The following is a 23,425-nucleotide window of genomic DNA, read 5'->3' on the forward strand; positions in this document are numbered from 1 at the left end:
ACAACTTCAGGCCCCGACATGTACACAACCGCCGGCAAACTGATCGACCTCAAGAACCGTTACCACGAAGCGGTCACCCAGAGCGGCGAGGCCGCCATAGCCAAGCAGCACGCCAAGGGCAAGAAGACCGCGCGCGAGCGCATCGAGCAGCTGCTCGATCACGGGTCGTTCGTCGAACTCGACGAGTTCGTGCGGCACCGCACCCACGCGTTCGGCATGGATAAGAACCGGCCCTACGGTGACGCTGTCGTCACCGGTACCGGCACCATCCATGGCCGCCAGGTTGCCGTCTACGCCCAGGACTTCACCATCTTCGGCGGTTCGCTCGGCGAGGTGGCCGGCGAGAAGATCATCAAGGTGATGGATCTGGCGCTGAAGACCGGCGTGCCCATCATCGGCATGCTCGACTCTGGTGGCGCGCGCATTCAGGAGGGTGTCGTCGCCCTCGGCAAATACGGAGAGATCTTTCGCCGCAACACGCAGGCGTCGGGCGTCATCCCGCAGATCTCCATCGTCATGGGCCCGGCGGCGGGCGGCGCGGTGTACTCGCCCGCGCTCACCGACTTCGTCATCATGGTCGACAAGACCAGCCAGATGTTCGTCACCGGCCCCGATGTGATCAAGACCGTGACCGGTGAAGACGTGGGCATGGAAGAGCTCGGCGGCGCCCTGACGCACAACAAGATCTCGGGCGTCTCGCACTACCTGGCCAGCGACGAAGACGACGCGCTCGACTACGTTCGCACCCTGCTCGGCTTTCTGCCCGACAACAACCTCGCCGAGCTGCCGGTGTACGAGGCGACGGCTGAGCTCGAGATCACCGATGCCGACCGCAAGCTGAACACGATCATCCCCGACTCGCCGAACCAGCCGTACGACATGCACACGATCATCGAACACGTCGTCGACAACGCAGACTTTCTCGAGGTTCAGCCCCTGTACGCGCCCAACATCCTCATCGGTTTCGCCCGGGTCGAGGGTCGCTCAGTGGGCATCATCGCGAACCAGCCGAACGCGATGGCCGGCACTCTGAACATCGAGGCGGGCGAGAAGGCGGCGCGCTTCGTGCGGTTCTGCGACGCGTTCTCCATTCCGATCGTCACACTGGTCGACGTTCCCGGCTACCTGCCCGGCACCGATCAGGAGTGGACCGGCGTCATCCGCCGCGGCGCGAAACTGCTCTACGCGTACGCCGAGGCCACGGTTCCACTGATCACCGTCATCGTACGCAAGGCGTACGGCGGCGCGTACATCGTGATGGGGTCGAAGCAACTCGGTGCCGACCTGAACCTCGCGTGGCCTACGGCCGAGATCGCCGTGATGGGCGGGCAGGGTGCGGTGAACATCCTGTACCGCGGCGAGATCAAGCGCGCAGAGGCGGCGGGCGAAGATGTGGCCGCCGTTCGTACGAAGCTCGCGAACGAGTACACATACAACGTGGCCAGCCCGTTTCTCGCCGCTGAGCGGGGCGAGCTCGATGGCGTCATCGAACCGGCCGCCACCCGGGTCGCCATCGTGAAGGGCCTGCGCGCGCTTCGCACCAAGCGGGCCTCGCTGCCGGCCAAGAAGCACGGCAACATTCCACTGTAGGTCGGCGCGTCTTCATCGGCACCAGCGCAGCAGCACCCTTGCACTACCACCTCAGAGAGACGGGAACGACGCATGACCGATTCGCCTGACGACGGCACCGTCGACGCACCGGTGATCGTGACGACGAAGAACGTGACCCACGCAGAGCTGGCGGCCGTCACGGCCGTGGTGCGCGGCATGCTCGAAGAAGAGGGCGACTCGCTGCGCTCCGCGAGAGCGGCGGCCCCGACGGCCTGGCAGCGCAGCCAACGCGAATTGCGTCAGACCCTCACGCCCGGCAGTGGGCGCTGGAACGGCTGACCAGCAGCGCGGGTTCTCGCCGTTGTCGGCACCGGGCGTCGCGGGTTTTCAGCGAACCGCCGACTCCCACAAAAAACTGGGGGCCGGCGATTCGCCAACCCCCAGCTATCTTTTCAAGCCAGGCCACTAACCCGAATAGCGCCCTGACTCGCCCCCAAACACTCGCTCACTTACCCTAGACAGCGAATGTTTGGCGGTGTAACTCAAAGAGAGACACCTAGCAGTAACAATACTGTCGGCTACCCCGTTTGGGGGATAGTCGGCATTTTGGAGGACACGGGGGTCAGACTGTTCACTCTTCGTCGCGGGCGATCTGCCGCCACTCGGCCACCTCGTCGTCGTCAGAGTCGGCTCCGAGTGCCGCAGCGGTACCGTCGTCGCTCACGCGCACTCCCACCACCGTGACCGCGGCCGCACTGTCGTCGAGACCGGTGCGCACGATGAGCCGGTCGGCCTGTGAGCGGGCGATCTCGCCGGCGAGCTGCGACTGGATGCGATGGCGAGAGGCATCGGTGAGGTCATCGAGGCCGCCGTCGTCGAGCAGTGTCACATCGATGCCGCGTCGGCGAGCAGCCAGAACCTCGGTTCTCACCTGCTCGTTCAGTAGACGGCGGCCGCGAATCTCGTCGCGCATGGCCCCCTCGAGGTGTAGGCATTCCCTCCGGTCTTCGGCAGTCAACAGTCCTTCGGTGTCGACGATGTGGTGCAGGGTCGGGCCAGCGACGCGGTTCATCTGGTCGAGACGGTGGCGGCCCTCGGTGAGCTGGGCCTCCTGCGTGGCCTGCCAGGCCGCCGCATCGAGCTCGGCGCGGGCGAAGAGCTCAGTGTCACGGGCCGCCTGTGCGAGCGCGTGCGCCAGGGCGAACGCGATGCTGACCCACACGGCACTGCCCAGCACCCCCATCTCGACGAGAGCAGCCGGGCCAGACCAGACCACCACGATCACGGCGAGCGCCGCGATACCGAGCCACCCGAACAGCGCCCGCGTGCGCACGGTCACGATGGTCATCAGCGTGCCGATGGCAGCGACGGGCCACGTGGCGTACCCGTTCGACTTGGTCGCGTCGAGCTGCGAGAACACCAGAATGGAGATCACCAGGCTGAGGGCGAACGCGAGCGCGGCCATCCAGAGCGGCATCGTGAGCGGGCTGGTCGGCCAGAGGCACAGTGTGGTGATGGCGGCGTAGACCACCATGGCCACGATGACGGGCCCCGGCGAACGCGGCAGGTCGAGGGTGAAGACGGCGAGAACGAGGTGGTAGAGCGAGAAGAGGGCCGCGAGAACGAGCACGAGCGAGCGGGGCGGGGCGATCACGACGGAGTCCCCGGTCGCCATGACAGCACGATGGATGTTCCGCCACCCGGCATCGACAGAACCTCCACAACGCCGCCGACCATGTGCACACGCTCGCGCACCGATACACGAAGACCCAGACGCGCGGGGGGAACCGCGTCGGCCATAAACCCCACTCCCGTGTCAGCCACCTGCACCGTGACATCGTCGAACGACTCGGAGTGCACCGACAGCGTGCGCGAAACCGTGTCGCCGGCGCCGGCCGTGGCATCGCCGCCCGCGTGCTGCAGGCTGTTGATGAGGGCCTGAACGCCGGCGGAGTAGAGCGCCTCGGCGACCGGCGCCGGCAGCAGACGCTCGTCGAGGGAGCCCGTGGAATAGTCGATTCGACTGCTGAGCAGGCGCGCGGCGTCAGCGAGCCGTTCGGCGAACTGGGCCAGCGGTACGGCCGTCGACCCGAACACGCCCGCCGAGTGCTGCAGGGTGTCGAGCGAGTTCTGGGCGAGCGTCACGGCACGGCGGCGTTCGTCGACACTCTCGGCCCGCGCGGCCGTGATGAGCGTCGTGAGTACCGTGTCGTGCACGAGCGCGTCGACCTTCACCCGCTCGAGCTCTGAGGCGTGGTTCAGCGCCGCCCGAGCATACTCTCGCGTGGCGGTGACCTGAGCGGCATCGACGCGGTCTGCCGCCGCACGCAGACTCGTGACGATCATCAGGATGAACGCGCCGATCAACGTGACGTAGAAACCGTCGATGAGCGCGAACCCGACGCTCGCCGAACCACCGGCCGGCACCGTGCGAATGAAGACGTACACACAGGTCACCCCCACGCTGTACACCGCGGCCCAGCGCCAGGGAAAGGCGACGGCGGCGTAGGCGAAGGCCACGTCGAGCAGAAACCACAGCCACGGCTGGTTGCCTCTCGCGGCGGCCGTGTCGGTGATGGCGAGCGGCCACAGCACGAGCAGAATCGGGTAACTCAGCGCGAAGAATGCCATCGATGCTCTGACGCCGCGCCGGGCGATCGCGGCGACGAGGATCACCATGAGCTGCACGAAGACGACCAGCACGAAGCCCACGGCCCAGCCGAGGGGCAGCCAGCCCCACGATGCCGCGATGGAGGGCAGTGCGGGCATCGCGAAGAGCACCGCGAAGCCAGCCGACGAACGCGAGACGATGGTTTCGACGCTCGAGCGAGTGAGGGCGCTGCGGAGGCGCAGCTGGGGTGGCTGGGGTGGCTGGGCTGGCTGGGCTGGCTGGGCTGGCTGGGGCGACTGGTCGGGGCCGGTGGGTGCCGGTGGGGGCGCTGGCGCAGGCGCCGAATGCCCGGGGCTGGGCCGCGCCGGTGCTGGCACGTCAGCGCCCGGCATGCCGCACGTCGTCGATCGCGAGAATGCCGTCTTCGACTGCGCGGCGGAGAAGGTCGACCTTGGTGGGGGCGGGTCGCCCCACCTCCACGTACTTCGCGCGAACCCGGTCGAGGTACTCACGGGCCGTCGACGGTGCGATTCCGAGTTGCGCCGCCACCGCCTTCAGTGGCAGGCCTGAGGCGTACAGGTGCAGCACGTCTTGTTCACGCCGGCCCAGTTGCGCCCGGGAGAAGGCCTGGTCGGCATCGATGGCGCTGGCCCATTCGAGGTTGTTCAGCACCTCGCCCCGCGCCACCTGGCGAATGGCCGCCATCACGATGCTCGTCGAACTGGTCTTCGGAATGACCCCCGCCGCGCCCGCCGCCAGGGCGTCACGAATGCTCGAGGCGCGGTCGGCGATGCTGTGGATCAATACGTCGGCTCCGGTGGCCCTGGCCCGCTGCACATTGGAGGTGACAGTCGATGCGTCGCCCAGGCTCAGGTCGAGCACGATCACGTCGACAGTGGCCCCCTCGAGCAGGGGCAGCAGGGCATCCATCGTCAACGCGACGCCCACGACGTCGAACCCGGCATCGAGGCAGGCGGCGCGAAGCCCCAGCACAACCGACTCATGGTCGTCGACGATGGCGACCCGAACCTGCTGCGGCAATTCGGCCACGTGACCCTCCCGGCGAGACATCGAAGCTGTCGTCTCGCCTATCGTAGGCCCACCGCTGCTCAGCGCGGGGTCAGTACACCGATCGCTTCGACGTGGTGGGTGTGCGGAAACAGGTCGAACGCACGCAGTGACCGCAGCTCGTAACCCCCGGCAGAGAACTGCGCCAGGTCACGCGAGAACGCCACCGGATCGCACGCTACGTACACGACCTGGGCCGGGTGCAGGTCGATGAGGCTCGCCACAACCAGCTTGCCGGCGCCCGCGCGCGGCGGGTCGATGATGACGGATGCCCGGGCGAGAGCCTGACGCTCAGCCGTGCTGGCATCGCGCTGCAGTTGACCGAGGTACCGGTCGACACGAGCCGTGGCCGCCGACGCGTTCGCGGCGTCGCGCAGATTGAATTCGGCGTTCGCGGTGGCGCTCGCATCGCTCTCGACGCTCTCGATGCGCACGTCGGGTGTGAACCGGTCGATCAGGGCCGCGGCCAACAGGCCCACCCCGCCGTAGAGGTCGAGGTTGGCAGCTGAGGGGTCGAACAGCTCAGAGAGCACCTGCTGCTGCACGGCCTCGGTGAGCGTGCGGGCGGCGCCGTGGTGCACCTGCCAGAAGCCGAGTTCATCGAGCCTGAATTCTCGCTCGCCCACCCGCTCGACGATGGGCTTACCAGCCGGCGCCGACCCGACGACGACCCGGGCACCGCGGCGGCCGTCAGAGACCACGTCGACGCGGTCGGTACCGAGCAGGCGTTCGTCGAGGGGCGAAGCGTATTCGACCGCCTGAGTCGCGAGCGGAAGCGCGTCGACCGTCACGACGCGGTGCGAGCGCGCGGCGTAGGGGCCCACGAAACCGTCGTCGTCGACGTGCAGGCTCACCCGGGTGCGCCAGCCGAGGCCGTTCGCTGCATCATCGCCTTCGACCGCTTCGACCTGCACCTCGAGTGCCGGGTGGTTCTCGAGCCGGGCGAACCGCTGCAGAGAATCGACGAGCACCTGACGTTTGAGTTCGCGCTGCCAGGGCAGATCGATGTGGCCGAACTCGGCCCCGCCGGCGCGCCGGTCGGGGTCACGGTCAAGAGCCGCGGCCTTCCACACGTGCAGACGGCGGTGCGGGCTCTCCTCGAGTACCTCGACCGTCTCGGCGCGCCAGAACGACTGGTGGTCGTCGCTCGAGATGCGGGCCAAAACGGTTTCACCCGGCAGGCTGTCGGCGACGAAGACCACGCGGCCGTCGAGCCGCGCCACCGAAACCCCGCCGTGAGCGACGTTCGTCACCTGAAGCTCGACCGTCGTACCCAGAAGTTCACCCATACCTCCAGCATGACAGACGGTCATTGCCTACACTTGCCGACTATGCGCCTGTACCTCGCCTCCACCTCGCCCGCCCGACTCGCACTGCTGCGCCAGGTGGGAATCGAGCCGGTCGTCGTGCCCTCGCACGTCGACGAAGAGGGCGCTGTGCTCGCTGCCGAGGCCGCAGCCGGAGGCCCGCTCACGGCCCACGATCTCGTGCAGCTGCTCGCTCGCCTGAAGGCGGAGGCGGTACTCGATGCCGTACCGGGCGGCGAACCCATCGACGGCTTCATTCTGGGCGGCGACTCGGCCTTCGAGTTCGACGGGGTCATCTACGGCAAACCGCACCTGCCAGAGGTGGCAGCCGAACGCTGGCGACGGCATCGAGGGCGGGCCGGCGTGCTGCACAGCGGGCACTGGATGATCGACCACCGGTTGGGGGCAGGATCGGGTTCCGGCGGTTCGGGCACAGGCGGCGCGGAGTCTGGCAGCGCGGTGTCTGCGAGTGCGGTGTCTGCGAGCGCAGGCGCATTTCCCGCAGCCGGTAGTGTCACGTCGGCCACCGTCGAATTCGCCTCCGACATCAGCGACGCCGAGATCGCGGCCTACGTGGCCACCGGCGAGCCACTCGAGGTGGCGGGGGCGTTCACGATCGACGGGCTCGCGGCTCCGTTCATCCGCTCGATCAGCGGTGCGCCGTCGACGGTGATCGGCATGTCGCTGCCCGCGCTCCGCGACCTCACCGGCCAGCTCGGCGTGTCGTGGACCTCGTTCTGGAACACGCCGCACTCGTCCTGAGCATCCATCCTGAACACGCGCCAATTCATGCGCGGAGAGGCATACAGCGGCGCCGAGCAGCCCGTTTTGTAGACAACGGCACCGCCCGGGCATCCATTTTTGTAGGCACATGCCAAAGCGCCGGGCTGCCGGCCTAATAGGCTAGGTCACTATGCCTCGTATAACTAAAGTTCTGATTGCCAACCGCGGCGAGATCGCTGTGCGGGTTGTACGGGCCGCGAAAGACTCGGGTGTAGCGTCGGTGGCCGTCTACGCCGACCAGGACAGAGACGCCCTGCACGTTCAGCTGGCAGACGAGGCGTATGCCCTCGATGGCACCACGAGCGCTGAAACGTACCTCGTCATAGACAAGATTCTGTCGATCGCCAAGCGATCGGGCGCCGACGCCGTACACCCTGGTTACGGGTTTCTCGCTGAGAACGCCAGCTTCGCCCAGGCCGTCATCGACGCCGGGCTCATCTGGATCGGCCCCTCCCCCTCGGCCATCGAGCTGCTGGGCGACAAAGTGTCGGCGCGCCACATCGCCGAGCGCGTGGGCGCACCCCTCGCCCCCGGCACCATCGACCCCGTCACCGGCGCCGACGAGGTTCTCGACTTCGTCGCCATCCACGGCCTGCCCGTGGCCATCAAGGCTGCCTTCGGCGGCGGTGGCCGCGGCCTGAAGGTCGCCCGCACGGTCGAAGAGATTCCTGAGCTGTTCGAATCGGCCACCCGCGAGGCCATCGCTGCCTTCGGTCGCGGCGAGTGCTTCGTCGAGAAGTACCTCGATGAACCGCGCCACGTCGAGACGCAGTGCCTAGCCGATTCACACGGCAACGTGGTGGTCGTATCCACCCGCGACTGTTCATTGCAGCGCCGCCACCAGAAACTCGTCGAAGAAGCCCCGGCGCCCTTCTTGAGCGACGAGCAGAACGAGGGCCTCTACCGGGCATCCAAAGCCATCTTGAAAGAGGTCGGCTATGTGGGGGCCGGCACCTGCGAATTCTTGGTGGCGAAAGACGGCACGGTGTCGTTTCTCGAAGTGAACACGCGCCTGCAGGTCGAACACCCGGTCTCAGAAGAGGTCACCGGCGTCGACCTCGTACGCGAGCAGTTCAGGCTCGCCGAGGGCGGCGTGCTCGGCTACGACGACCCTGCGCCCCGCGGGCACTCATTCGAGTTCCGCATCAACGGCGAAGACGCCGGCCGCGGTTTTCTGCCGAGCCCCGGGCCCATCCACGTGTTCAAGGCTCCGGGCGGCCCCGGCGTGCGCGTCGACACCGGCGTGCAGGCGGGCGACGTGATCTCCGGGTCGTTCGACTCGCTGCTCGCCAAACTCATCGTGACCGGCGCGACTCGTGAAGAGGCGCTCGAACGGGCCCGCCGCGCGCTCGACGAGTTCGAGGTGGCCGGCCTGCCCACCGTGCTGCCCTTTCACCGTGCCATCGTGCGCGATCCCGCCTTCGCTCCCGAGGCCGGGCAGCCGTTCAGCATCTACACCCGCTGGATCGAGACCGACTTCGACAACACCATCGAGCCGTGGAGCGGGTCACTCGACGACGCAGCACCCGCGCCCGCCCGCAGCACGGTTGTCGTCGAGGTCGACGGCAAGCGCATCGAGGTCGTGCTGCCCGAGCGCCTGCTCTCGGCTGCCGGCAGCGGCATCGGTTCAGGGGCCGGCAGTTCGGGGGCGACCCTCGGCGCAGCACCGCGTCGGCGCAGCGGTTCCACCGGAGCCACGCTCACGGCCACCGGCAACTCGGTGAAGGCTCCCATGCAGGCCACCGTCATCAAGCTGGCCGTGGCCGAAGGCGACAAGGTCGTCAAGGGCGACCTCATCGTGGTGCTCGAGGCCATGAAGATGGAGCAGCCCATCCAGGCGCACAAAGACGGCATCGTGTCGTCGATTGACGCAGTCGTCGGCGAGACGGTCTCGTCGGGGCACCGGCTGCTCGAGATCTCCGACCACGTGGCGGCGTAGCGGCCGCCGCTCCCTCGATATTGCGGGGCGTGAGACGATGGACGCATGTCGAGTTCCGCGTTTCCGCTGGTCGACGCGGCCGACATTGCGCGGCTGGTCGGCCGCCCCAGCTTCGATCGGGCTCGGCCCTACGCCCGGGGGTCTGCGGTCGCGAATCTCGTGTGGAACGCCGAGACGCGCACCCTCACGGCCGCAGTTCAGGGCTCTGAAGGCGCTCCCTACCGCTGTTCGGTAACGCTCGACGAATCGAATTCGGTGTACTGGGTGCCCGTCAGCTCTTCGTGCAGCTGCCCGGTGCGTTTCGACTGCAAACACGTCGCCGCCGCCCTCCTCGCCAGCAATGCGGCCCACGTTCGCCGGCCGGTGGGCGATCACGGGTATGCGTGGGTCGCGCCGGGTGACCTGGGTGCGCCGGGTATTCCGGGCGGCTTGGATGCGTCGGGCACGCCTGCAACCGGCGGCATGCGCACCCCTGACGCCGACGCCGAACGCGGTACCGAGTGGCTGCCCGGGCGAGCCCCACGGGAGCTCGGCGAGTGGTATTCGCCGGCATCGGAGGCTCCGGCCCCCGCCGCCGCTGAAGCCCAGGGCTGGCGCCAGCGGGTGGGCGCGCTGTCTCAGCCCGGCGCATCCTCGGCGGCGGCAAAGCTCGTCGCACCCGCGCGCGGCGGGCAACGCTCGACCACGGCGATGGGGCTGCAGTTCGAAGTGCGGGAGTTCGTTCCGCGCAGCCGTGAGCAATGGCGGGGGCCGACCACGAAGGCCGCCCGCGAGCCGAAGGCGACCGATGATCCGCTCGAGCGCGCGCCCCGGCGACTCGGCGTTCGCCCCGTGGTTCGGAGTGCCGCCGGAAGCTACATCAAGGCGAGCGTCAGCTGGGGGTCGTTCACCCACCAGGTGAACCGGCTGAACCTGAACCCGGAGCACCACCGGTGGTTCGCCCAGTTCGCCGCCGTACAGCGTGCCACCCGCGAGCTGTACACCGGCCAGGAGAACGACTGGCTCTACCTCGACGACTTCAGTTCGCCCCTGCTGTGGGGGCTGCTCGACGAAGCCGCGCAGCTCGGAATCCCTCTGCTGGGCACCAAGAAGGCCTCGGTGGTGAAGGTGGGGGCGGGCGCCACGGTTCGGCTCGATGCTTCGCGGGCCGGCCAGGAGACGGCAGGGCCGGGGGTGGCAGAGCGGGGCGACCTGGTGCTTTCGGCGAGCGTGGTGGTCGACACGGCAGTACGCCCGGCATCGTCGAGCGGGGCCATCGGCGACCACGGGGTCTACACGTACGATCTGGCCCGGTCGAGCATCGTGCTGGCGCCAACGGTGACCGCCGCTGTCGAACCCACCAGCGAACGAGCCCACGCGGTGGCTCCCGAGGCCCGGGCAGACGAGACCATCGCGCCGGGTGCCGAGGGTGTCCCCGCCGTGCGCACGCGTCTGGGCGAGGAGGAACGCGCGCTGCTCGGCCACGTTGCCGACGTGGTGGTGCCCGCTGACGAGGTCGGGGAGTTCTTCGAGACGTTCTATCCGCGGCTCCGCCGCGCTGTGACGCTGGTCAGCAGCGACGAGACGGTCGAGTTTCCCGAGATAGCCCCGCCCGTTCTGGTTCTGACCGCACGCTTTCGCGCGAAGAACGTGCTCAGTCTTGACTGGTCGTGGCAGTACGGTTCGGGTGAACACACTCAGCAGCTGCCGCTGTACGCCTCGACCGAGGATGCCGATGCGGATGCCGACGGCGGAGGCGACGGCGACGAACGCGATACCGCTGCCGAGCGGCACACCCTCGGGGCGGTTCTCAGGGCCCTCGAGTTCGCGAACGACGCGGCAGCAGAGATCGGTGCACGGTCGGAGGCCTTCGAGCCGGTCGACCCGGCGCGCCCGCTGAATGCCAGCCTCGTGCTGCAGGGGTTCGATGCTGCCGTCTTCACCGAGAAGACACTGCCGATTCTGGAGCACCTCGACGCGGTGCAGGTCGACATCGTGGGCAAGCGGCCCGACTACCGCGAGCTGACCGGTGACCCGGAGCTCACCATCACCACCGTCGAGAGCGACAAGCGCGACTGGTTCGACCTTGGCATCATCGTGAACGTTGGCGGCTACCGGGTTCCGTTCGGGCCGCTTTTCAAGGCGCTCTCGAAGGGCGAGACGAAGCTGCTCATGGTCGACAAGACCTACCTCACCCTCGACCATCCCTCGTTCGACCGGCTGCGTGAGCTGCTGGCGGAGGCCAGCGCCCTCGCCGAGTGGGACACCGGAGTGCGCATCAGCCGCTACCAGGCGAGCCTGTGGTCGGAGTTCGAAGACCTCGCCGAAGAAACGGTTCAGGCGGTGGCGTGGCGCGAGGCCGTTTCGGGCCTGAACACCGTGACGAGCATCCGGCCCACGCCACTGCCCGCAACCGTGGATGCCTCGCTGCGGCCCTACCAGCTCGAAGGTTTTCACTGGCTCGCCTTTCTCTATGAACACGGTCTGGGCGGCATTCTCGGTGACGACATGGGGCTCGGCAAGACACTGCAGACCCTCGCTCTCGTAGCGCACGCCCGGGGGGCCGCACCGGGCGGCACCCCGCCGTTTCTCGTGGTGGCACCGACCTCTGTGGTCTCGAACTGGCTCGCCGAAGCGGCCAGGTTCACCCCTTCGCTCGTGGTCAGTGGCGTCACAACCACCCAGGCGAAGGGCAAGCGAACCGTGGCCCAGATCGCCGACGGAGCCGACATCGTGGTCACGAGTTATGCGCTGTTCCGGCTCGACTTCGCGGCATACAGCGCGGTGGGCTGGTCGGGGCTGATTCTCGACGAAGCGCAGTTCGTGAAGAACCACACGTCGAAGCTGCACGAGTGCGCAACCGCACTCGACGCTCCCTTCAAACTCGCCATCACCGGAACCCCCCTCGAGAACAACCTGATGGAACTCTGGTCGCTCTTCGACATCGTGGCACCCGGGCTGTTCGCCTCTGCGCCGAGGTTTCAGGAGGCGTATGTGAGGCCCATCGAGAAGGCGCTCGACCCCACGCTGCTGCCGAAGCTGCGGCGGCGCATTCGGCCACTGCTGATGCGTCGCACGAAAGAACTCGTGGCCCCCGAGCTGCCGGCTAAGCAGGAGCAGACGCTGCAGGTCGCGCTGCTGCCCGCCCACCAAGCGCTCTACGACACCTTCTTTCAGCGAGAGCGCCAGAAACTGCTCGGTCTCATCGACGATCTCGACCGCAACCGATTCATCGTCTTTCGCTCGCTGACGCTGCTGCGCATGCTGAGCCTCGATGCGTCGCTGATCGACGAGAAGTACGCAGATGTACCTTCGAGCAAACTGAATGCCCTGTTCGAGCAACTCGATGATGTGGTGGCCGAGGGCCACCGCGCCCTCGTGTTCAGCCAGTTCACCTCGTTTCTCGGCAAGGCGGCCACCCGTCTCACCGAAGCCGGCATCGAATTCGAGTACCTCGACGGCTCGACCAGGCGCCGGCCCGAGGTCATCGCGCGGTTCAAATCCGGCACGGCCCCGGTCTTTCTGATCAGCCTGAAGGCGGGCGGGTTCGGCCTGAACCTCACCGAAGCCGACTACGTGTTCATGCTCGACCCGTGGTGGAACCCGGCCACTGAGAACCAGGCGATCGACCGTACGCACCGCATCGGCCAGACCAAGAGCGTGAACGTCTACCGGCTGGTGGCGACCGGAACCATCGAAGAGAAGGTGATGGCGCTCAAAGAGCAGAAGGCGAAGCTCTTCGATGCGGTGATGGACGACGACGCCGTGTTCAGCACCGCCCTCACCGCCGACGATATCCGCGGCCTGCTCGACGTGTGAACAGCACCTCACAGGCCGCACGGCCCGCTCCAGTACCAGCAACCGGTGCTCCCCGCCCTCGGGGCGATGACAAGCGAGACGTGCTGCACATCCGAGCGGCCGACCAGGTTCGCGGCGGAGACGTCAAGGTCGAAAGTGCCGGCGACGGTGGGGGTGCCACTCAGCACTCCGGATGCCCGGTCGAGTGACAATCCGCTCGGAAGCGGTTCTAAGGCAGCGAACACCGTCGGGTCAAGGCCCGTCGCGGTGATCTGCGCGCGGTACGCCACATCGACCTGAGCCGCCGAAGGCGGAGCCGCCGACGTGATGACGGGCGCGAGTGGCGCGATACCCACCGAATCGGTCGCCGTGTTCGCCGTGAACAGCGATCCGCTGCGGTCGGCCACGATCGCTTCGGCTGACGGTGATCCGGTGAGCGTCGTGACCGCATCGATCACGCTGCCATCGACACCGAACATCGAGATCGTGTTGTCACCGATATTGCTCGTGTAGACATTGCCGATGAGATCGTTCGTGATGGCGAAGGGGTAGGTTCCGGGCATGCGGTGCCGTGACATGAGATTCAGGCCGATGGGGAGATCTTCGCCGATCTCGTAGACGCTCGCGCCGGCCGCGCTCACGGCGTAGACGTGGTCGTGGTGGTCGAAGGCGAGGCCGGTGGGGTAGGTGCCGGCGTCGAGCGTCGCCCACGCCCGGGTCACCGAGGCGGGGCCGGCCGTGCCGTACGTGATGCGGGAGATGGTGCCGTCACCGGTGTTCGCCACGAACAGGTCGCCGTGATCGTCGAAGGCGAGCGCTTGCGAGTCGGCGACCGGGTCGAGTGCGGCGACCGCGAGTTCGTCTCCCGCGGCCGAGAGTTCGACCACTGTCTCGTCACCGCTGTTCAGTACGAAGATGGCGCCGGCCGGGCTGATGGCGACGTCGACCGGGTGCCGCCCCGCAAGTGCGGCGCCGGCGTGTGCGGTGAAGGCCGAGTCGGCGAGCCCCGTGTCGGGGTCGAGCTTCACCACCGTGCTGGTCGTGAAGCTCGTGACGTAAAGAGCTCCCGCCGCGTCTTCTGCGATGTGCACGGGCAGCGAACCCGACGGAAGCGTTCCGTCGAAGCGTGGGTCGAGCCGGCCGCCGGCCAGCACCTTGCTGACCGAATTCGTACCCGGGTTCACCGTGAACACGTCACCGGCCGTGTCGACGACCAGTGCGCCGGGCTCTGCGCCCCGGGGAAGGGACGCGTACGCCGCCGGATGCACCACGGCTTGTGCGCTGCCCGCCAGGCCAGCAATGCCGCCCGCCATCAGCAGCGCTACAACGGGAACGGCGGCACAGAGTCGTCGATTCATGAAGGTTTCCTCTCGGTAGTTGCGGCCGGCCAACGAGCATGGCAACCGTCGCAAAGACGAGAGTAAATCATTTATGAGGCCCAGAACGGGCCTGTGGATAACTAGCCGGCCTCCGAAGCCGCAGGGGCTACCTTGACTGCATGACCTCATCTGCACTACTCGAATGGCGCGGCCCACGAAGCGAGCGACTGCATTGACGCCATCGTCACGGAAACGACAGTGCCCCTCGGGAGCGTTCGAACCATTGTGAGCAACCGTTTTCAGAGTGGGCGAAAGCTCGATTTCGGGAATGCCAACCCCTCGACTCTTGGAGCGGACTTTCTCGCCCTGGGGCTGCCATTGGTCACCAAGATAAATGAACTACACCCTGTCGGCGGATCTTTCGCACTGCTACAACTCCAGCGATTGAACGAGGCGCGCAATGCCCTCATTCACGATGACCCGGTCAGCATTGCGGCGTGCAGAACCATGCAGCCCCTCGTCCTTGAGACGGCCCGGCGATGGCGACAGTCGCTCGACTTCGTCGCCGCAGAAATGGATACTATTATGCGAGAACATCTCACTGATCTGATTGGAGCGCCTCCATGGTGAACGCAGAACGTGAACCCACAACTCAGCTGAACCGAACGGAACCCCTGCGAGCCGGGCAGAAAGTCATGGTCAGGTTCGGTGTGAGCGACATGCTGGCGACGGTGCGCTACGTCACCGTGCGGAAAGACCGCACACGGGTGTCGGTGGTGTTCGATTTCGCCCGAAGTGAGGTGTCAGAAGACTATTTCGGCATCTACGACATCGAGGAGGTACGCCGAGTCGCGTGAGCGTGAGCGTGAGCGTGCCAAATTGACCCACTCACGCCGGCGAACGCAGCTACAGAACGATGTGCATCGCGCGCGCCGCGTCGGAGATCGAGCCGGAGAGCGACGGGTACACCGTGAACGCGCGAGCCACCTGGTCTACGGTGAGGCGATGCTCGACGGCGAGCGCGAGCGGGAATATGAGTTCACTCGCCTTCGGGGCCACGATGACGCCCCCGATGACCGTACCCGAACCGGTGCGGGCGAACAGCTTCACGAAACCGTCTTTGATGCCCATCATCTTGGCCCGGGGGTTCTCGCTGAGCGGCAGCTTGTAGATGTCGCCCTGGGCGATGCCATCCTCGATCTGCCGCTGGGTCCAGCCGACGGTGGCGATCTCGGGCTGGGTGAAGATGTTCGAGGCGACGTTGCGAATCTCGGTGGGGTTCACCGCGTCACCCATGGCGTGAAAGACGGCCGTGCGACCCTGCATCGAGGCAACGGATGCCAAGGGCAGGAAGGTCGTGCAGTCGCCGGCCGCGTAGATACTCGGCACACTCGTGCGAGCCACCCGGTTCACCCGGATGTGCCCTGACTCGGTGAGTTGAACGCCCGCCTCTTCGAGGCCGATGCCGGCGGTGTTCGGGATGGCCCCCACCGCCATCAGGCAGTGGCTGCCTTCTACCGTGCGACCGTCGCTCAGCGTCGCCACCACGCCATTCTCGGTTCTGACCACCGAATCGGCGCGCGACTTAGACAGCACGGTCATTCCGTTGCGCCGGAACACGTTCTCGATCACCGCAGCAGCATCAGCGTCTTCACCCGGCAGAACCTGATCGCGGCTCGAGATGAGGGTGACTTTCGAGCCGAGGGCGGTGTACGCCGACGCGAACTCGGCGCCGGTCACACCCGATCCGACCACGATGAGGTGCTCGGGGATGGCCTCGAGCGTGTAGAGCTGGGTCCAGGTGAAGATGCGTTCGCCGTCGGGCATGGCACTGGCGAGCAGGCGCGGGCTCGCGCCCACCGACACCACAATCGTGTCGGCTTCGATGCGGTCGAAGTCGATGGCCCCGGCGCCATGACCGGTCGAGACGATGACAGCATCACGGCCATCCAGTCGCCCATCGCCCTGTACGACCTTCACACCCGACCGAATGAGGGTCGACTTCATGTCTTCTGACTGCTGGCGCGCGAGGCCGAGCAACCGCTTGTTGACGGCCTGCAGGTTCACTGCAACCTCGGGGCGCACCGCGCGGCCCGACTCGGTGCGGCTGAAGAACTGCACGCCGAGGTCGGCGGCCTCACCGATGGCCGATGCGGCCTCAGCGGTGGCGATCAGCGTCTTCGAGGGCACAACGTCGGTGAGAACGGCCGCGCCGCCCACCCCGACCCGTTCGATGAGGGTGACTTCAGCGCCGAGTTGGGCGCCGGCGATGGCTGCTTCGTAGCCACCGGGGCCCCCGCCAAGAACGGTGATTCTCTGCTTGCGCTCGAATTCATAGGCCATACGGCCATTCTTCCCCAGCGACGCCCCGGCCGACAAACTGCACAGATTCTGGCGCGTATCGAATCGGTTACCGGCGCGTTAACTAAAGTGGTGGAATGTCTTCAACACCTGCCTCCGAACCCGCACTGAACCCGCTCGACCAGGCCGATCTGAGCCCCTTCGACATCGCCCTCGAGGCGGCCGGGCAGATCGCCGAGAAGACCGGCGTCGCGCACCACGACATCGCGCTGACGCTCGGCAGCGGCTGGGCGAAGGCAGCCGACCTCATCGGCGAGACGGTTGCGACCATTCCCGCCACGGAGATCGTCGGGTTCAGCGCGCCCGCCGTCGTCGGTCACGTGGGTTCGCTTCGTTCGGTGCGACTGCCGAGCGGCAAACACGCGCTGGTCATCGGCGCCCGTACCCACTACTACGAGAGCCACGGGGTGCGCCGGGTGGTGCACAGCGTTCGAACGGCGGCGGCAACGGGGGCATCCATCATGATTCTCACCAACGGTGCCGGCGGCATTCGTGAGACCTGGCGGCCGGGCTCACCCGTTCTCATCAGCGACCACATCAACCTCACAGCCGACTCGCCCCTCGAGGGCGCCACCTTCATCGACCTCACCGACCTCTATTCGAAGCGGTTGCGCGACATCGCTCGAACAGTGGATGCTCAACTCGACGAAGGCGTCTACGTTCAGTTTCGCGGCCCGCACTACGAGACCCCGGCCGAAGTGCAGATGGCGAAGACCATCGGTGGGCACATCGTCGGAATGTCGACGGCCCTCGAGGCCATCGCCGCGCGCGAGGCCGGCATGGAGGTGCTGGGCATGTCGCTCATCACCAACCTCGCCGCGGGCATCTCGAAGACAGCGCTGTCACATCGCGAGGTCATCGAGGCCGGCCAGCAGGCAGAACCCGTGATCAGCGCGCTGCTTGCTCGCATCGTGGCGGCCCTGTGAGCGGCATTGTGGCGGTGGCCGAGGCGTGGCTGGCGCAAGATCCTGACACCGAGACGAGAGCCGAGCTGACCCGGCTCATCGCCCGGGCCCGCGTGGAGCCGGCCGATGACGACGTTGCCGACGCGCTGTCGACGCTGCACGAGCGATTCGACGACCGTCTGAAGTTCGGTACGGCCGGGCTCCGCGGCGAGATCGCGGCCGGCTCGAACCGTATGAACCGGGTACTGGTGGCCCAGGCCGCAGCCGGCATCGCCGCATACCTGCTCGAGAAGGCCGCTCCCGGAGTCGTGCCGTCGGTGGTCATCGGGTACGACGGGCGAAAGAATTCCCAGGTGTTCGCCGCTGATTCGGCCGAACTCCTCGCTGGCGCAGGGCTTCGCGCGATTCTGTTGCCGCGGCTGCTGCCGACCCCTGTCGTTGCGTTCGCCGTTCGCCACCTCGACGCGAGCGCCGGAATCATGGTGACCGCGTCGCACAATCCGCCGAACGACAACGGCTACAAGGTGTACCTCGGCGGCATCGACGAGGGCTCGCAGATCGTGGCTCCAGCCGACGAAGAGATCGAGACGCACATCCGGCGCGTTGCAGCCGAGTCGCTGGTGCCCGAGCTGCCGCGTTCGGCGGCCTACACAGTGGCGGCCGAGTCGGTCATCGACGCCTACGTCACGGCGACGGCAGCGGCAGGTCTGCTGCCGCCCAGCGAGATCGGTGCTCAGCCGCGAACGGTCTACACCGCCATGCACGGGGTGGGCTGGCAGACGTTCTCGAGGGTGCTCGGCGCGGCCGGCTTCATCGAGCCCGACCTGGTGCTCGCGCAGATCGAACCGGATGCACGTTTTCCCACCGTGGCGTTCCCGAACCCCGAGGAGCCCGGCGCGCTCGACCTCGCGTACGAGACCGCTCAGTCGTCGGGGGCGCACCTGATCATCGCGAACGATCCCGATGCCGATCGGCTCGCCATCGCGGTGCCCGACAAGTCGACCGACAGCGGGTACCGGCGTCTGACGGGCAATGAGGTGGGTGCGCTTCTCGGGTGGCGGGCTGCCGAGAAGCACGCGGCGGCAAGTGCCGCTGCGACGGAGACCGTAGGCTCCGCCGCCACCGAGCCTGCCACCCTCGCGTGCTCGGTGGTCTCCTCTCCCGCGCTCAGCGCCGTCGCGGCCGCGTATGGGCTGCGGTTTCAGGAGACGCTCACCGGGTTCAAGTGGGTGTCACGGGTTCCGGGGCTCATCTTCGGCTTCGAAGAGGCGCTCGGCTACCTCGTGAACCCAGAGAGTGTGCGCGACAAAGACGGCATCTCTGCAGCCGTCGCGCTGCTGTCGCTGGCCAGCGAGCTGGCGGTTGACGGCTTCACTCTCAGTGACCAGCTCGACCGGTTCAGCGAGAGGTTCGGCCACTACGACTCGGCCCAGGTCTCGCTGAGGGTCACCGACCTGAGCCGCATCGGCGAGATCATGGCCGCCCTTCGCGCCGACCCGCCGCAGAGCATCGGCGGGGTCGCCGTGGCGAGCATCGACGATCTGTCGGCCGGTTCGGCCGAACTGCCGCCGAGTGACATTCTGCGCATCACCACGACCGACGGCTCGCGCATCATGGTTCGCCCGAGTGGAACCGAACCGAAACTGAAGGTCTACATCGACGTGTCGAGCAGCGAGGGCAGCCTCGCAAAACGCAAGGCCTCCGTCGCGAAGCGCCTCTCGGCCCTCGAACGCGGCATGCGCGAGCTGGTCGCGTGAGCGGGGCAAGCCTGTGAGCGGGTCATGCCTGTGAGCGGGGCGCGAGTATGAGCGACACTGGCGAGTTCGACCTGCCGGGCCCCAGCGCGGGATTCGTGCAGTCTCTCGCGCGGGGGCTGTCGGTCATCCGGGTCTTCGGGCATGACACACCGCTGATGACCCTCAGCGAGATCGCACGCGCAACCGGGCTCACCCGGGCCACGTCTCGGCGATTTCTGCTCACCCTCATCGAGCTCGGCTACGTGCGAACCGACGGCAAGACCTTCGCCCTCACGGCCAAGGTGCTCGAACTCGGCTTCAGCTACCTCTCGGGCATCACCCTGCCCGAGATCGCCCAGCCGCACCTCGAAGCGCTTTCACGGTCGGTCGGCGAATCGACGTCGGCGGCCATCATCGACGGCCCCGACATCGTGTACATCGTGCGGGTGCCCACGCACCGCATCATGACGGTGGGGATCAACCTCGGCACCCGGTTGCCCGCCTACGCCACCTCGATGGGCAGAGTACTGCTCGCGGGGCTCTCACCGGCCGACCTGGCCTCGTATCTTCACGATGTGAAGCTGCGCGCCCTGACCGAACGCACCGTGGGTTCGGAGAACGCCCTCACTGCCGAACTCGACAAAGTGCGTTCGAACGGATGGGCCGTGGTCGACCAGGAACTCGAACCGGGGCTCCGCTCGATCGCCGTGCCTCTTTCCGGGCCCGACGGCAGGGTGGTGGGCGCCATCAACGTGTCGACGCAGGCCTCGTCGGGAACGAACGACGCCATGCGAAAGAAATACCTGGCGGCACTGAAGCAGACAGCCGCACGCATCGAATCCGACCTGCAACTGGCCCCGACCGCGCTCTGACGCCTCACCCAGCTCGGATCAGCTCAGCTCACCTCAGCCGGTCTCAGCTCACCTCAGCCGGTCTCAGCTCACCTCAGCCGGGCTCAGCTCACCTCAGCCAGGCTCAGCCCAGCGCCTGCTCCAGCTTCGCCGTCAGCTCATCAACATCGAAGTAGTTCTCGACCACGATGATGTCGGCATTCGTCTTTCCGAGCGAATCGACGAACTCAGGCGACGTCAGAATCACCTGTGCATCCGCCGCCACCACCGACACGCTCGCGATGTCGGCCGCCGTCACATCGGCCTCGATGTCGAGCCGGCGGAGGGCGCGCTCAGCGTTCACCTTCAGGATGCCCGACGTACCCACACCCGCACCACAGATCGCAACGATTTTCATTCGACTCCCCCTGTTTCGCTCGGGCGCTGAAACAGCGCCTGCACCTCGCCCTGAGTTGCGGCGCGCGCCACCCTGTCGATTGCTGTCGGATCGTTGAACACATTCGCCAGCTCAGCTATTCCACTCACGTGTTCGTCGGCGGTGATCACCGCGAGGCCGAGCACGACCGACACCGGGTCGTTGTACGGATGCCCGAACACCACCGGCTCGTCGAGTGTGACCACCGACATGCCCGACTCCAGCACGTCGGGTCCCGGCCGTGCGTGAGCGAGCGCCAGCCCCGGCGCGATGACGATGTACGCACCGAATTCCTCGACCATGGCCACCATGCGGGGACCGTATTCGTCTGTCGTCACGCCTGCATCGGTGAGGGCTGCACCTGCGAGCAGCACGGCCTCGCGCCAGTCGGCGGCGTGCTGCTGCAGCGCGATCGCCGAGTCGGGTAGGGAGAGCATCCGAAAGCCCTTCAGGCCTCGTCGAAACCTTCGGAGATGGCCTCAGCCAGCTCTTCACGGTCTTCAAGCGGAAGGAACGTCGCAGCCGCGGCGTTCAACTGGAATGTCTCGAGGTCTGAGAGGTCGTACGCGAACGCATCCGACAGCAGCGCGAGCTCCTGGCTCAGGGTGGTGTTGCTCATCAACCGGTTGTCGGTGTTCACGGTGACCCGAAATCCGAGCTGGTAGAGCAGGTCGAACGGATGATCGATGAGTTCCTCACCCCACTGGGCAATCGCCCCCGTCTGCAGGTTCGACGACGGCGAGAGCTCGAGCGCGATCTGTCGGTCTTTCACCCATTGCGACAGCGTGCCGAGCGTGACGAAGGTGCTCGCGTCATCTTGCCGCTCGACCGTGATGTCTTCGGCGATACGTACTCCGTGGCCAAGCCGCAGGGCACGCCCGTCGAACAGCGCGCTGCGGATGCTGCCCAGGCCGTCAGCCTCACCCGCGTGCACCGTCGTCGGCAGGTGGTTCTGGGCGAGGTAGTCGAAGGCCGCGCGGTGGTTCGCGGCCGGAAAGCCGAGTTCGGGCCCAGCAAGGTCGAAGCCCACAACCCCCCGGTCGCGGTGGCGCACCGCGAGTTCGGCCACCTCCATCGAGCGGTGGGCGTGCCTGATGGCCGTGATGAGCTGGCCGGTGCGGATTCTCTGGCCGTCGGCGAGCGCATCCTCGACGCCCTGGTCGAGGCCCGCCTGAACCGCCGCAACAGCCGCATCGAGGCTCAGCCCGCCGGCCTGGTGCAGTTCGGGTGCCCAGCGCACTTCGCCATAGATCACTCCGTCAGCGGCGAGGTCGTTCACGAACTCCCGGGCGACCCGGGTGAGCGCCTCGCTGGTCTGCATGACGGCAGCGGTGATGTCGAAGGTCTTCAGGTATGACACGAGAGATCCGGAGTCGGCCGAGTTCTCGAACCAGCCCTCGAGCGCTTCGGCACCGTTCGCCGGCAGGTCGAACCCGATGGCGTCGGCGAGTTCGACGATGGTCTGACCGCGCAGCCCTCCGTCGAGATGATCGTGCAGCGAGACTTTCGGCAGGCCCGTGATGCTGATGTCGCTGCCCGACAGAAAGAGTTCGTTGCCGCGCACCGACATTGTGTTACCTCCACTGTTCGAAGGGCAGCTGCCCCATCGCGGCCCTCGTATGGGTGAGGCACCACTCATAATCTATCGGAGTGCTCGCCCCGGGCATCCAGCAAACTCTCGGTGCGCGTTCACGCTCGCGTGTCGAGTCGCCTCGAGTTGCCTCGAACCGCCGCGTGCAGCACGCTGAACAGTGACCCACCGCACCCGACGAAAGCGAGCCCGCATGCCCCGCAAGATCATTCTCGACTGTGACCCCGGCCACGACGACGCGGTCGCGATGCTGCTCGCGCACGGCAACCCGGAGATCGAGCTGATGGCGGTGACCACCGTGGTGGGCAACCAGACGCTCGAGAAAGTCACCCGAAACGCCCTGTCGGTGGCGCGCGTGGCGGGAATCGTGGGAGTGCCGTTCGCGGCGGGGGCGGCGAGGCCACTGGTTCGGCAGATCGAGTTGGCCGGGAGCATCCACGGCGAGTCGGGGCTCGACGGCCCGGTGCTGCCTGAACCGACCATCGAGCTCGACAAACGACACGCCATCGACCTCATCATCGACACGATCATGCAGCACGAGCCCGGTGAGATCACCCTTGTTCCCACGGGCGGTCTGACCAACATCGCCATGGCCGTGCGCAAAGAGCCGCGCATCGCCGAGCGCGTACGCGAGGTCGTTCTGATGGGCGGCGCCTACGCGGGCGGCAACTGGAGCGCGACCAGCGAGTTCAACATCATCATCGACCCCGAGGCCGCGCACATCGTCTTCAACGAGAAGTGGCCGCTCACGATGGTGGGGCTCGACCTCACGCACCAGGCCCTCGCCACGCCCGAGGTGGCGGCGGCCATCGCCGCCGTCGGCACCGGGCCCGCACGCTTCGTGGGCGAGTTGCTCGAGTTCTTCGCGGAGGCCTACCGTGACAACCAGGGCTTCGACTCGCCCCCTGTGCACGATCCGTGCGCGGTGGCCTACGTGATCGACCCGAGCATCATGACCACCCGCACGGCTCCGCTCGACATCGAACTCACAGGAACTCTCACGCTCGGCATGACCGTGGCCGACTTTCGCGCCCCCGCTCCGGCCGACTGCACCACCCAGGTCGCCGTCAGCCTCGACCACGGGCGCTTCTGGGCGCTCGTAGTGGATGCCCTGCAGCGCATCGGCGACCCCGCCCAGTAGCCCGCGCCACGCCGCGCCGCGCCACGCTCCGTCCCGCACCCGACCCCGCGCAGACCCGATCCGCCCCTCG

The 23,425-nt window shown here is 67.0% G+C and carries 19 protein-coding genes; 10 read left to right on the forward strand and 9 right to left on the reverse strand.

The window, feature by feature from the left end; genetic code table 11:
- The first annotated feature begins 18 nt into the window (after window positions 1–18).
- Together QN358_RS04060 and QN358_RS04065 are read left to right on the forward strand one after the other, a co-directional pair.
- Window positions 19–1,590, forward strand: coding sequence for an acyl-CoA carboxylase subunit beta (locus tag QN358_RS04060; RefSeq protein WP_136641675.1), 1,572 nt, complete (start codon window positions 19–21; stop codon window positions 1,588–1,590).
- A gap of 72 nt (window positions 1,591–1,662) precedes the next feature.
- The gene (locus QN358_RS04065) at window positions 1,663–1,890 is read left to right on the forward strand and encodes an acyl-CoA carboxylase subunit epsilon (protein WP_136641610.1); all 228 of its coding nucleotides are present in this window, start codon (window positions 1,663–1,665) and stop codon (window positions 1,888–1,890) included.
- A gap of 292 nt (window positions 1,891–2,182) precedes the next feature.
- Here the strand turns inward: QN358_RS04065 and QN358_RS04070 are convergent, their stop codons facing one another.
- Genes QN358_RS04070 through QN358_RS04085 form a run of 4 tightly spaced genes read right to left on the reverse strand, consistent with a single transcriptional unit; the run spans window position 2,183 to window position 6,519 of the window.
- Window positions 2,183–3,226 (reverse strand): hypothetical protein, encoded by a 1,044-nt coding sequence (locus tag QN358_RS04070; protein ID WP_323511691.1) that lies wholly within the window; start codon window positions 3,224–3,226, stop codon window positions 2,183–2,185.
- Window positions 3,202–4,554, reverse strand: a complete 1,353-nt coding sequence (locus tag QN358_RS04075; protein WP_323511692.1) for a sensor histidine kinase — start codon at window positions 4,552–4,554, stop codon at window positions 3,202–3,204. Before QN358_RS04075 ends, QN358_RS04070 begins: the two co-directional genes overlap by 25 nt.
- Window positions 4,541–5,212, reverse strand: a complete 672-nt coding sequence (locus QN358_RS04080) for a response regulator (RefSeq protein ID WP_323511693.1) — start codon at window positions 5,210–5,212, stop codon at window positions 4,541–4,543. Before QN358_RS04080 ends, QN358_RS04075 begins: the two co-directional genes overlap by 14 nt.
- Window positions 5,213–5,271: 59 nt before the next feature.
- Entirely contained in the window at window positions 5,272–6,519 is a 1,248-nt protein-coding gene (locus QN358_RS04085) for a class I SAM-dependent RNA methyltransferase (RefSeq protein ID WP_323511694.1), read from the reverse strand.
- Window positions 6,520–6,561: 42 nt separating this feature from the next.
- Here QN358_RS04085 and QN358_RS04090 point away from each other — a divergent pair, with 42 nt between their 5' ends.
- The 3 genes from QN358_RS04090 (at window position 6,562) to QN358_RS04100 (ending at window position 13,057) form a co-directional block, all read left to right on the forward strand.
- A complete protein-coding gene (locus QN358_RS04090; RefSeq protein WP_323511695.1) occupies window positions 6,562–7,299 on the forward strand; it encodes a Maf family protein in 738 nt (245 codons plus the stop codon).
- A 151-nt stretch (window positions 7,300–7,450) separates the two neighbouring features.
- On the forward strand, window positions 7,451–9,259 hold the full coding sequence (locus QN358_RS04095; protein ID WP_136641605.1) for an acetyl/propionyl/methylcrotonyl-CoA carboxylase subunit alpha: 1,809 nt from the start codon (window positions 7,451–7,453) through the stop codon (window positions 9,257–9,259).
- A 45-nt stretch (window positions 9,260–9,304) separates the two neighbouring features.
- Window positions 9,305–13,057 carry a DEAD/DEAH box helicase gene (locus tag QN358_RS04100; RefSeq protein WP_136641604.1) on the forward strand — a complete coding sequence of 1,251 codons (3,753 nt, stop codon included), beginning with the start codon at window positions 9,305–9,307 and terminating at the stop codon, window positions 13,055–13,057.
- Window positions 13,058–13,065: 8 nt separating this feature from the next.
- Here the strand turns inward: QN358_RS04100 and QN358_RS04105 are convergent, their stop codons facing one another.
- Complete coding sequence (locus tag QN358_RS04105) at window positions 13,066–14,394, reverse strand: putative Ig domain-containing protein (protein ID WP_136641603.1); 1,329 nt, start codon at window positions 14,392–14,394, stop codon at window positions 13,066–13,068.
- A 656-nt stretch (window positions 14,395–15,050) separates the two neighbouring features.
- Between QN358_RS04105 and QN358_RS04110 the strand changes: the two genes are divergently transcribed.
- Window positions 15,051–15,212 (forward strand): hypothetical protein, encoded by a 162-nt coding sequence (locus QN358_RS04110; RefSeq protein WP_323511696.1) that lies wholly within the window; start codon window positions 15,051–15,053, stop codon window positions 15,210–15,212.
- Between the two features lie 49 nt (window positions 15,213–15,261).
- Here QN358_RS04110 and QN358_RS04115 read toward each other — a convergent pair whose 3' ends face one another.
- Window positions 15,262–16,698 (reverse strand): NAD(P)H-quinone dehydrogenase, encoded by a 1,437-nt coding sequence (locus QN358_RS04115; RefSeq protein ID WP_136641601.1) that lies wholly within the window; start codon window positions 16,696–16,698, stop codon window positions 15,262–15,264.
- Between the two features lie 95 nt (window positions 16,699–16,793).
- Between QN358_RS04115 and QN358_RS04120 the strand changes: the two genes are divergently transcribed.
- From QN358_RS04120 to QN358_RS04130, 3 genes are read left to right on the forward strand one after another with little or no spacing between them, the layout of a single operon-like run.
- A complete protein-coding gene (locus QN358_RS04120; RefSeq protein ID WP_323511697.1) occupies window positions 16,794–17,642 on the forward strand; it encodes a purine-nucleoside phosphorylase in 849 nt (282 codons plus the stop codon).
- On the forward strand, window positions 17,639–19,378 hold the full coding sequence (locus QN358_RS04125; protein WP_136641599.1) for a phospho-sugar mutase: 1,740 nt from the start codon (window positions 17,639–17,641) through the stop codon (window positions 19,376–19,378). The genes QN358_RS04120 and QN358_RS04125 overlap by 4 nt, the downstream gene beginning before the upstream one ends.
- Window positions 19,379–19,425: 47 nt before the next feature.
- Window positions 19,426–20,229 carry an IclR family transcriptional regulator domain-containing protein gene (locus QN358_RS04130; RefSeq protein WP_136641598.1) on the forward strand — a complete coding sequence of 268 codons (804 nt, stop codon included), beginning with the start codon at window positions 19,426–19,428 and terminating at the stop codon, window positions 20,227–20,229.
- Window positions 20,230–20,332: 103 nt separating this feature from the next.
- Here the strand turns inward: QN358_RS04130 and QN358_RS04135 are convergent, their stop codons facing one another.
- Genes QN358_RS04135 through QN358_RS04145 form a run of 3 tightly spaced genes read right to left on the reverse strand, consistent with a single transcriptional unit; the run spans window position 20,333 to window position 22,193 of the window.
- Window positions 20,333–20,605 carry a PTS sugar transporter subunit IIB gene (locus QN358_RS04135; RefSeq protein WP_136641597.1) on the reverse strand — a complete coding sequence of 91 codons (273 nt, stop codon included), beginning with the start codon at window positions 20,603–20,605 and terminating at the stop codon, window positions 20,333–20,335.
- A complete protein-coding gene (locus QN358_RS04140) occupies window positions 20,602–21,060 on the reverse strand; it encodes a PTS sugar transporter subunit IIA (RefSeq protein WP_136641596.1) in 459 nt (152 codons plus the stop codon). The genes QN358_RS04135 and QN358_RS04140 overlap by 4 nt, the downstream gene beginning before the upstream one ends.
- 11 nt (window positions 21,061–21,071) lie before the next feature.
- Window positions 21,072–22,193, reverse strand: a complete 1,122-nt coding sequence (locus QN358_RS04145; protein ID WP_323511698.1) for an adenosine deaminase — start codon at window positions 22,191–22,193, stop codon at window positions 21,072–21,074.
- Window positions 22,194–22,407: 214 nt separating this feature from the next.
- Between QN358_RS04145 and QN358_RS04150 the strand changes: the two genes are divergently transcribed.
- On the forward strand, window positions 22,408–23,355 hold the full coding sequence (locus QN358_RS04150) for a nucleoside hydrolase (protein WP_136641594.1): 948 nt from the start codon (window positions 22,408–22,410) through the stop codon (window positions 23,353–23,355).
- Window positions 23,356–23,425 lie beyond the last annotated feature (70 nt).

Source organism: Subtercola sp. RTI3 (assembly GCF_035018625.1).
Classification (GTDB): domain Bacteria; phylum Actinomycetota; class Actinomycetes; order Actinomycetales; family Microbacteriaceae; genus Subtercola; species Subtercola vilae.

Excerpts from the sequence above, each read along its gene's own strand:
- QN358_RS04060 (WP_136641675.1), top strand. The coding sequence starts at position 19 with ATGTACACAACCGCCGGCAAACTGATCGACCTCAAGAACCGTTACCAC.
- QN358_RS04065 (WP_136641610.1), top strand. The coding sequence starts at position 1,663 with ATGACCGATTCGCCTGACGACGGCACCGTCGACGCACCGGTGATCGTG.
- QN358_RS04070 (WP_323511691.1), bottom strand. The coding sequence starts at position 3,226 with ATGGCGACCGGGGACTCCGTCGTGATCGCCCCGCCCCGCTCGCTCGTG.
- QN358_RS04075 (WP_323511692.1), bottom strand. The coding sequence starts at position 4,554 with ATGCCGGGCGCTGACGTGCCAGCACCGGCGCGGCCCAGCCCCGGGCAT.
- QN358_RS04085 (WP_323511694.1), bottom strand. The coding sequence starts at position 6,519 with ATGGGTGAACTTCTGGGTACGACGGTCGAGCTTCAGGTGACGAACGTC.
- QN358_RS04090 (WP_323511695.1), top strand. The coding sequence starts at position 6,562 with ATGCGCCTGTACCTCGCCTCCACCTCGCCCGCCCGACTCGCACTGCTG.
- QN358_RS04095 (WP_136641605.1), top strand. The coding sequence starts at position 7,451 with ATGCCTCGTATAACTAAAGTTCTGATTGCCAACCGCGGCGAGATCGCT.
- QN358_RS04100 (WP_136641604.1), top strand. The coding sequence starts at position 9,305 with ATGTCGAGTTCCGCGTTTCCGCTGGTCGACGCGGCCGACATTGCGCGG.
- QN358_RS04105 (WP_136641603.1), bottom strand. The coding sequence starts at position 14,394 with ATGAATCGACGACTCTGTGCCGCCGTTCCCGTTGTAGCGCTGCTGATG.
- QN358_RS04110 (WP_323511696.1), top strand. The coding sequence starts at position 15,051 with ATGGTCAGGTTCGGTGTGAGCGACATGCTGGCGACGGTGCGCTACGTC.
- QN358_RS04115 (WP_136641601.1), bottom strand. The coding sequence starts at position 16,698 with ATGGCCTATGAATTCGAGCGCAAGCAGAGAATCACCGTTCTTGGCGGG.
- QN358_RS04120 (WP_323511697.1), top strand. The coding sequence starts at position 16,794 with ATGTCTTCAACACCTGCCTCCGAACCCGCACTGAACCCGCTCGACCAG.
- QN358_RS04130 (WP_136641598.1), top strand. The coding sequence starts at position 19,426 with ATGAGCGACACTGGCGAGTTCGACCTGCCGGGCCCCAGCGCGGGATTC.
- QN358_RS04135 (WP_136641597.1), bottom strand. The coding sequence starts at position 20,605 with ATGAAAATCGTTGCGATCTGTGGTGCGGGTGTGGGTACGTCGGGCATC.
- QN358_RS04140 (WP_136641596.1), bottom strand. The coding sequence starts at position 21,060 with ATGCTCTCCCTACCCGACTCGGCGATCGCGCTGCAGCAGCACGCCGCC.
- QN358_RS04145 (WP_323511698.1), bottom strand. The coding sequence starts at position 22,193 with ATGTCGGTGCGCGGCAACGAACTCTTTCTGTCGGGCAGCGACATCAGC.
- QN358_RS04150 (WP_136641594.1), top strand. The coding sequence starts at position 22,408 with ATGCCCCGCAAGATCATTCTCGACTGTGACCCCGGCCACGACGACGCG.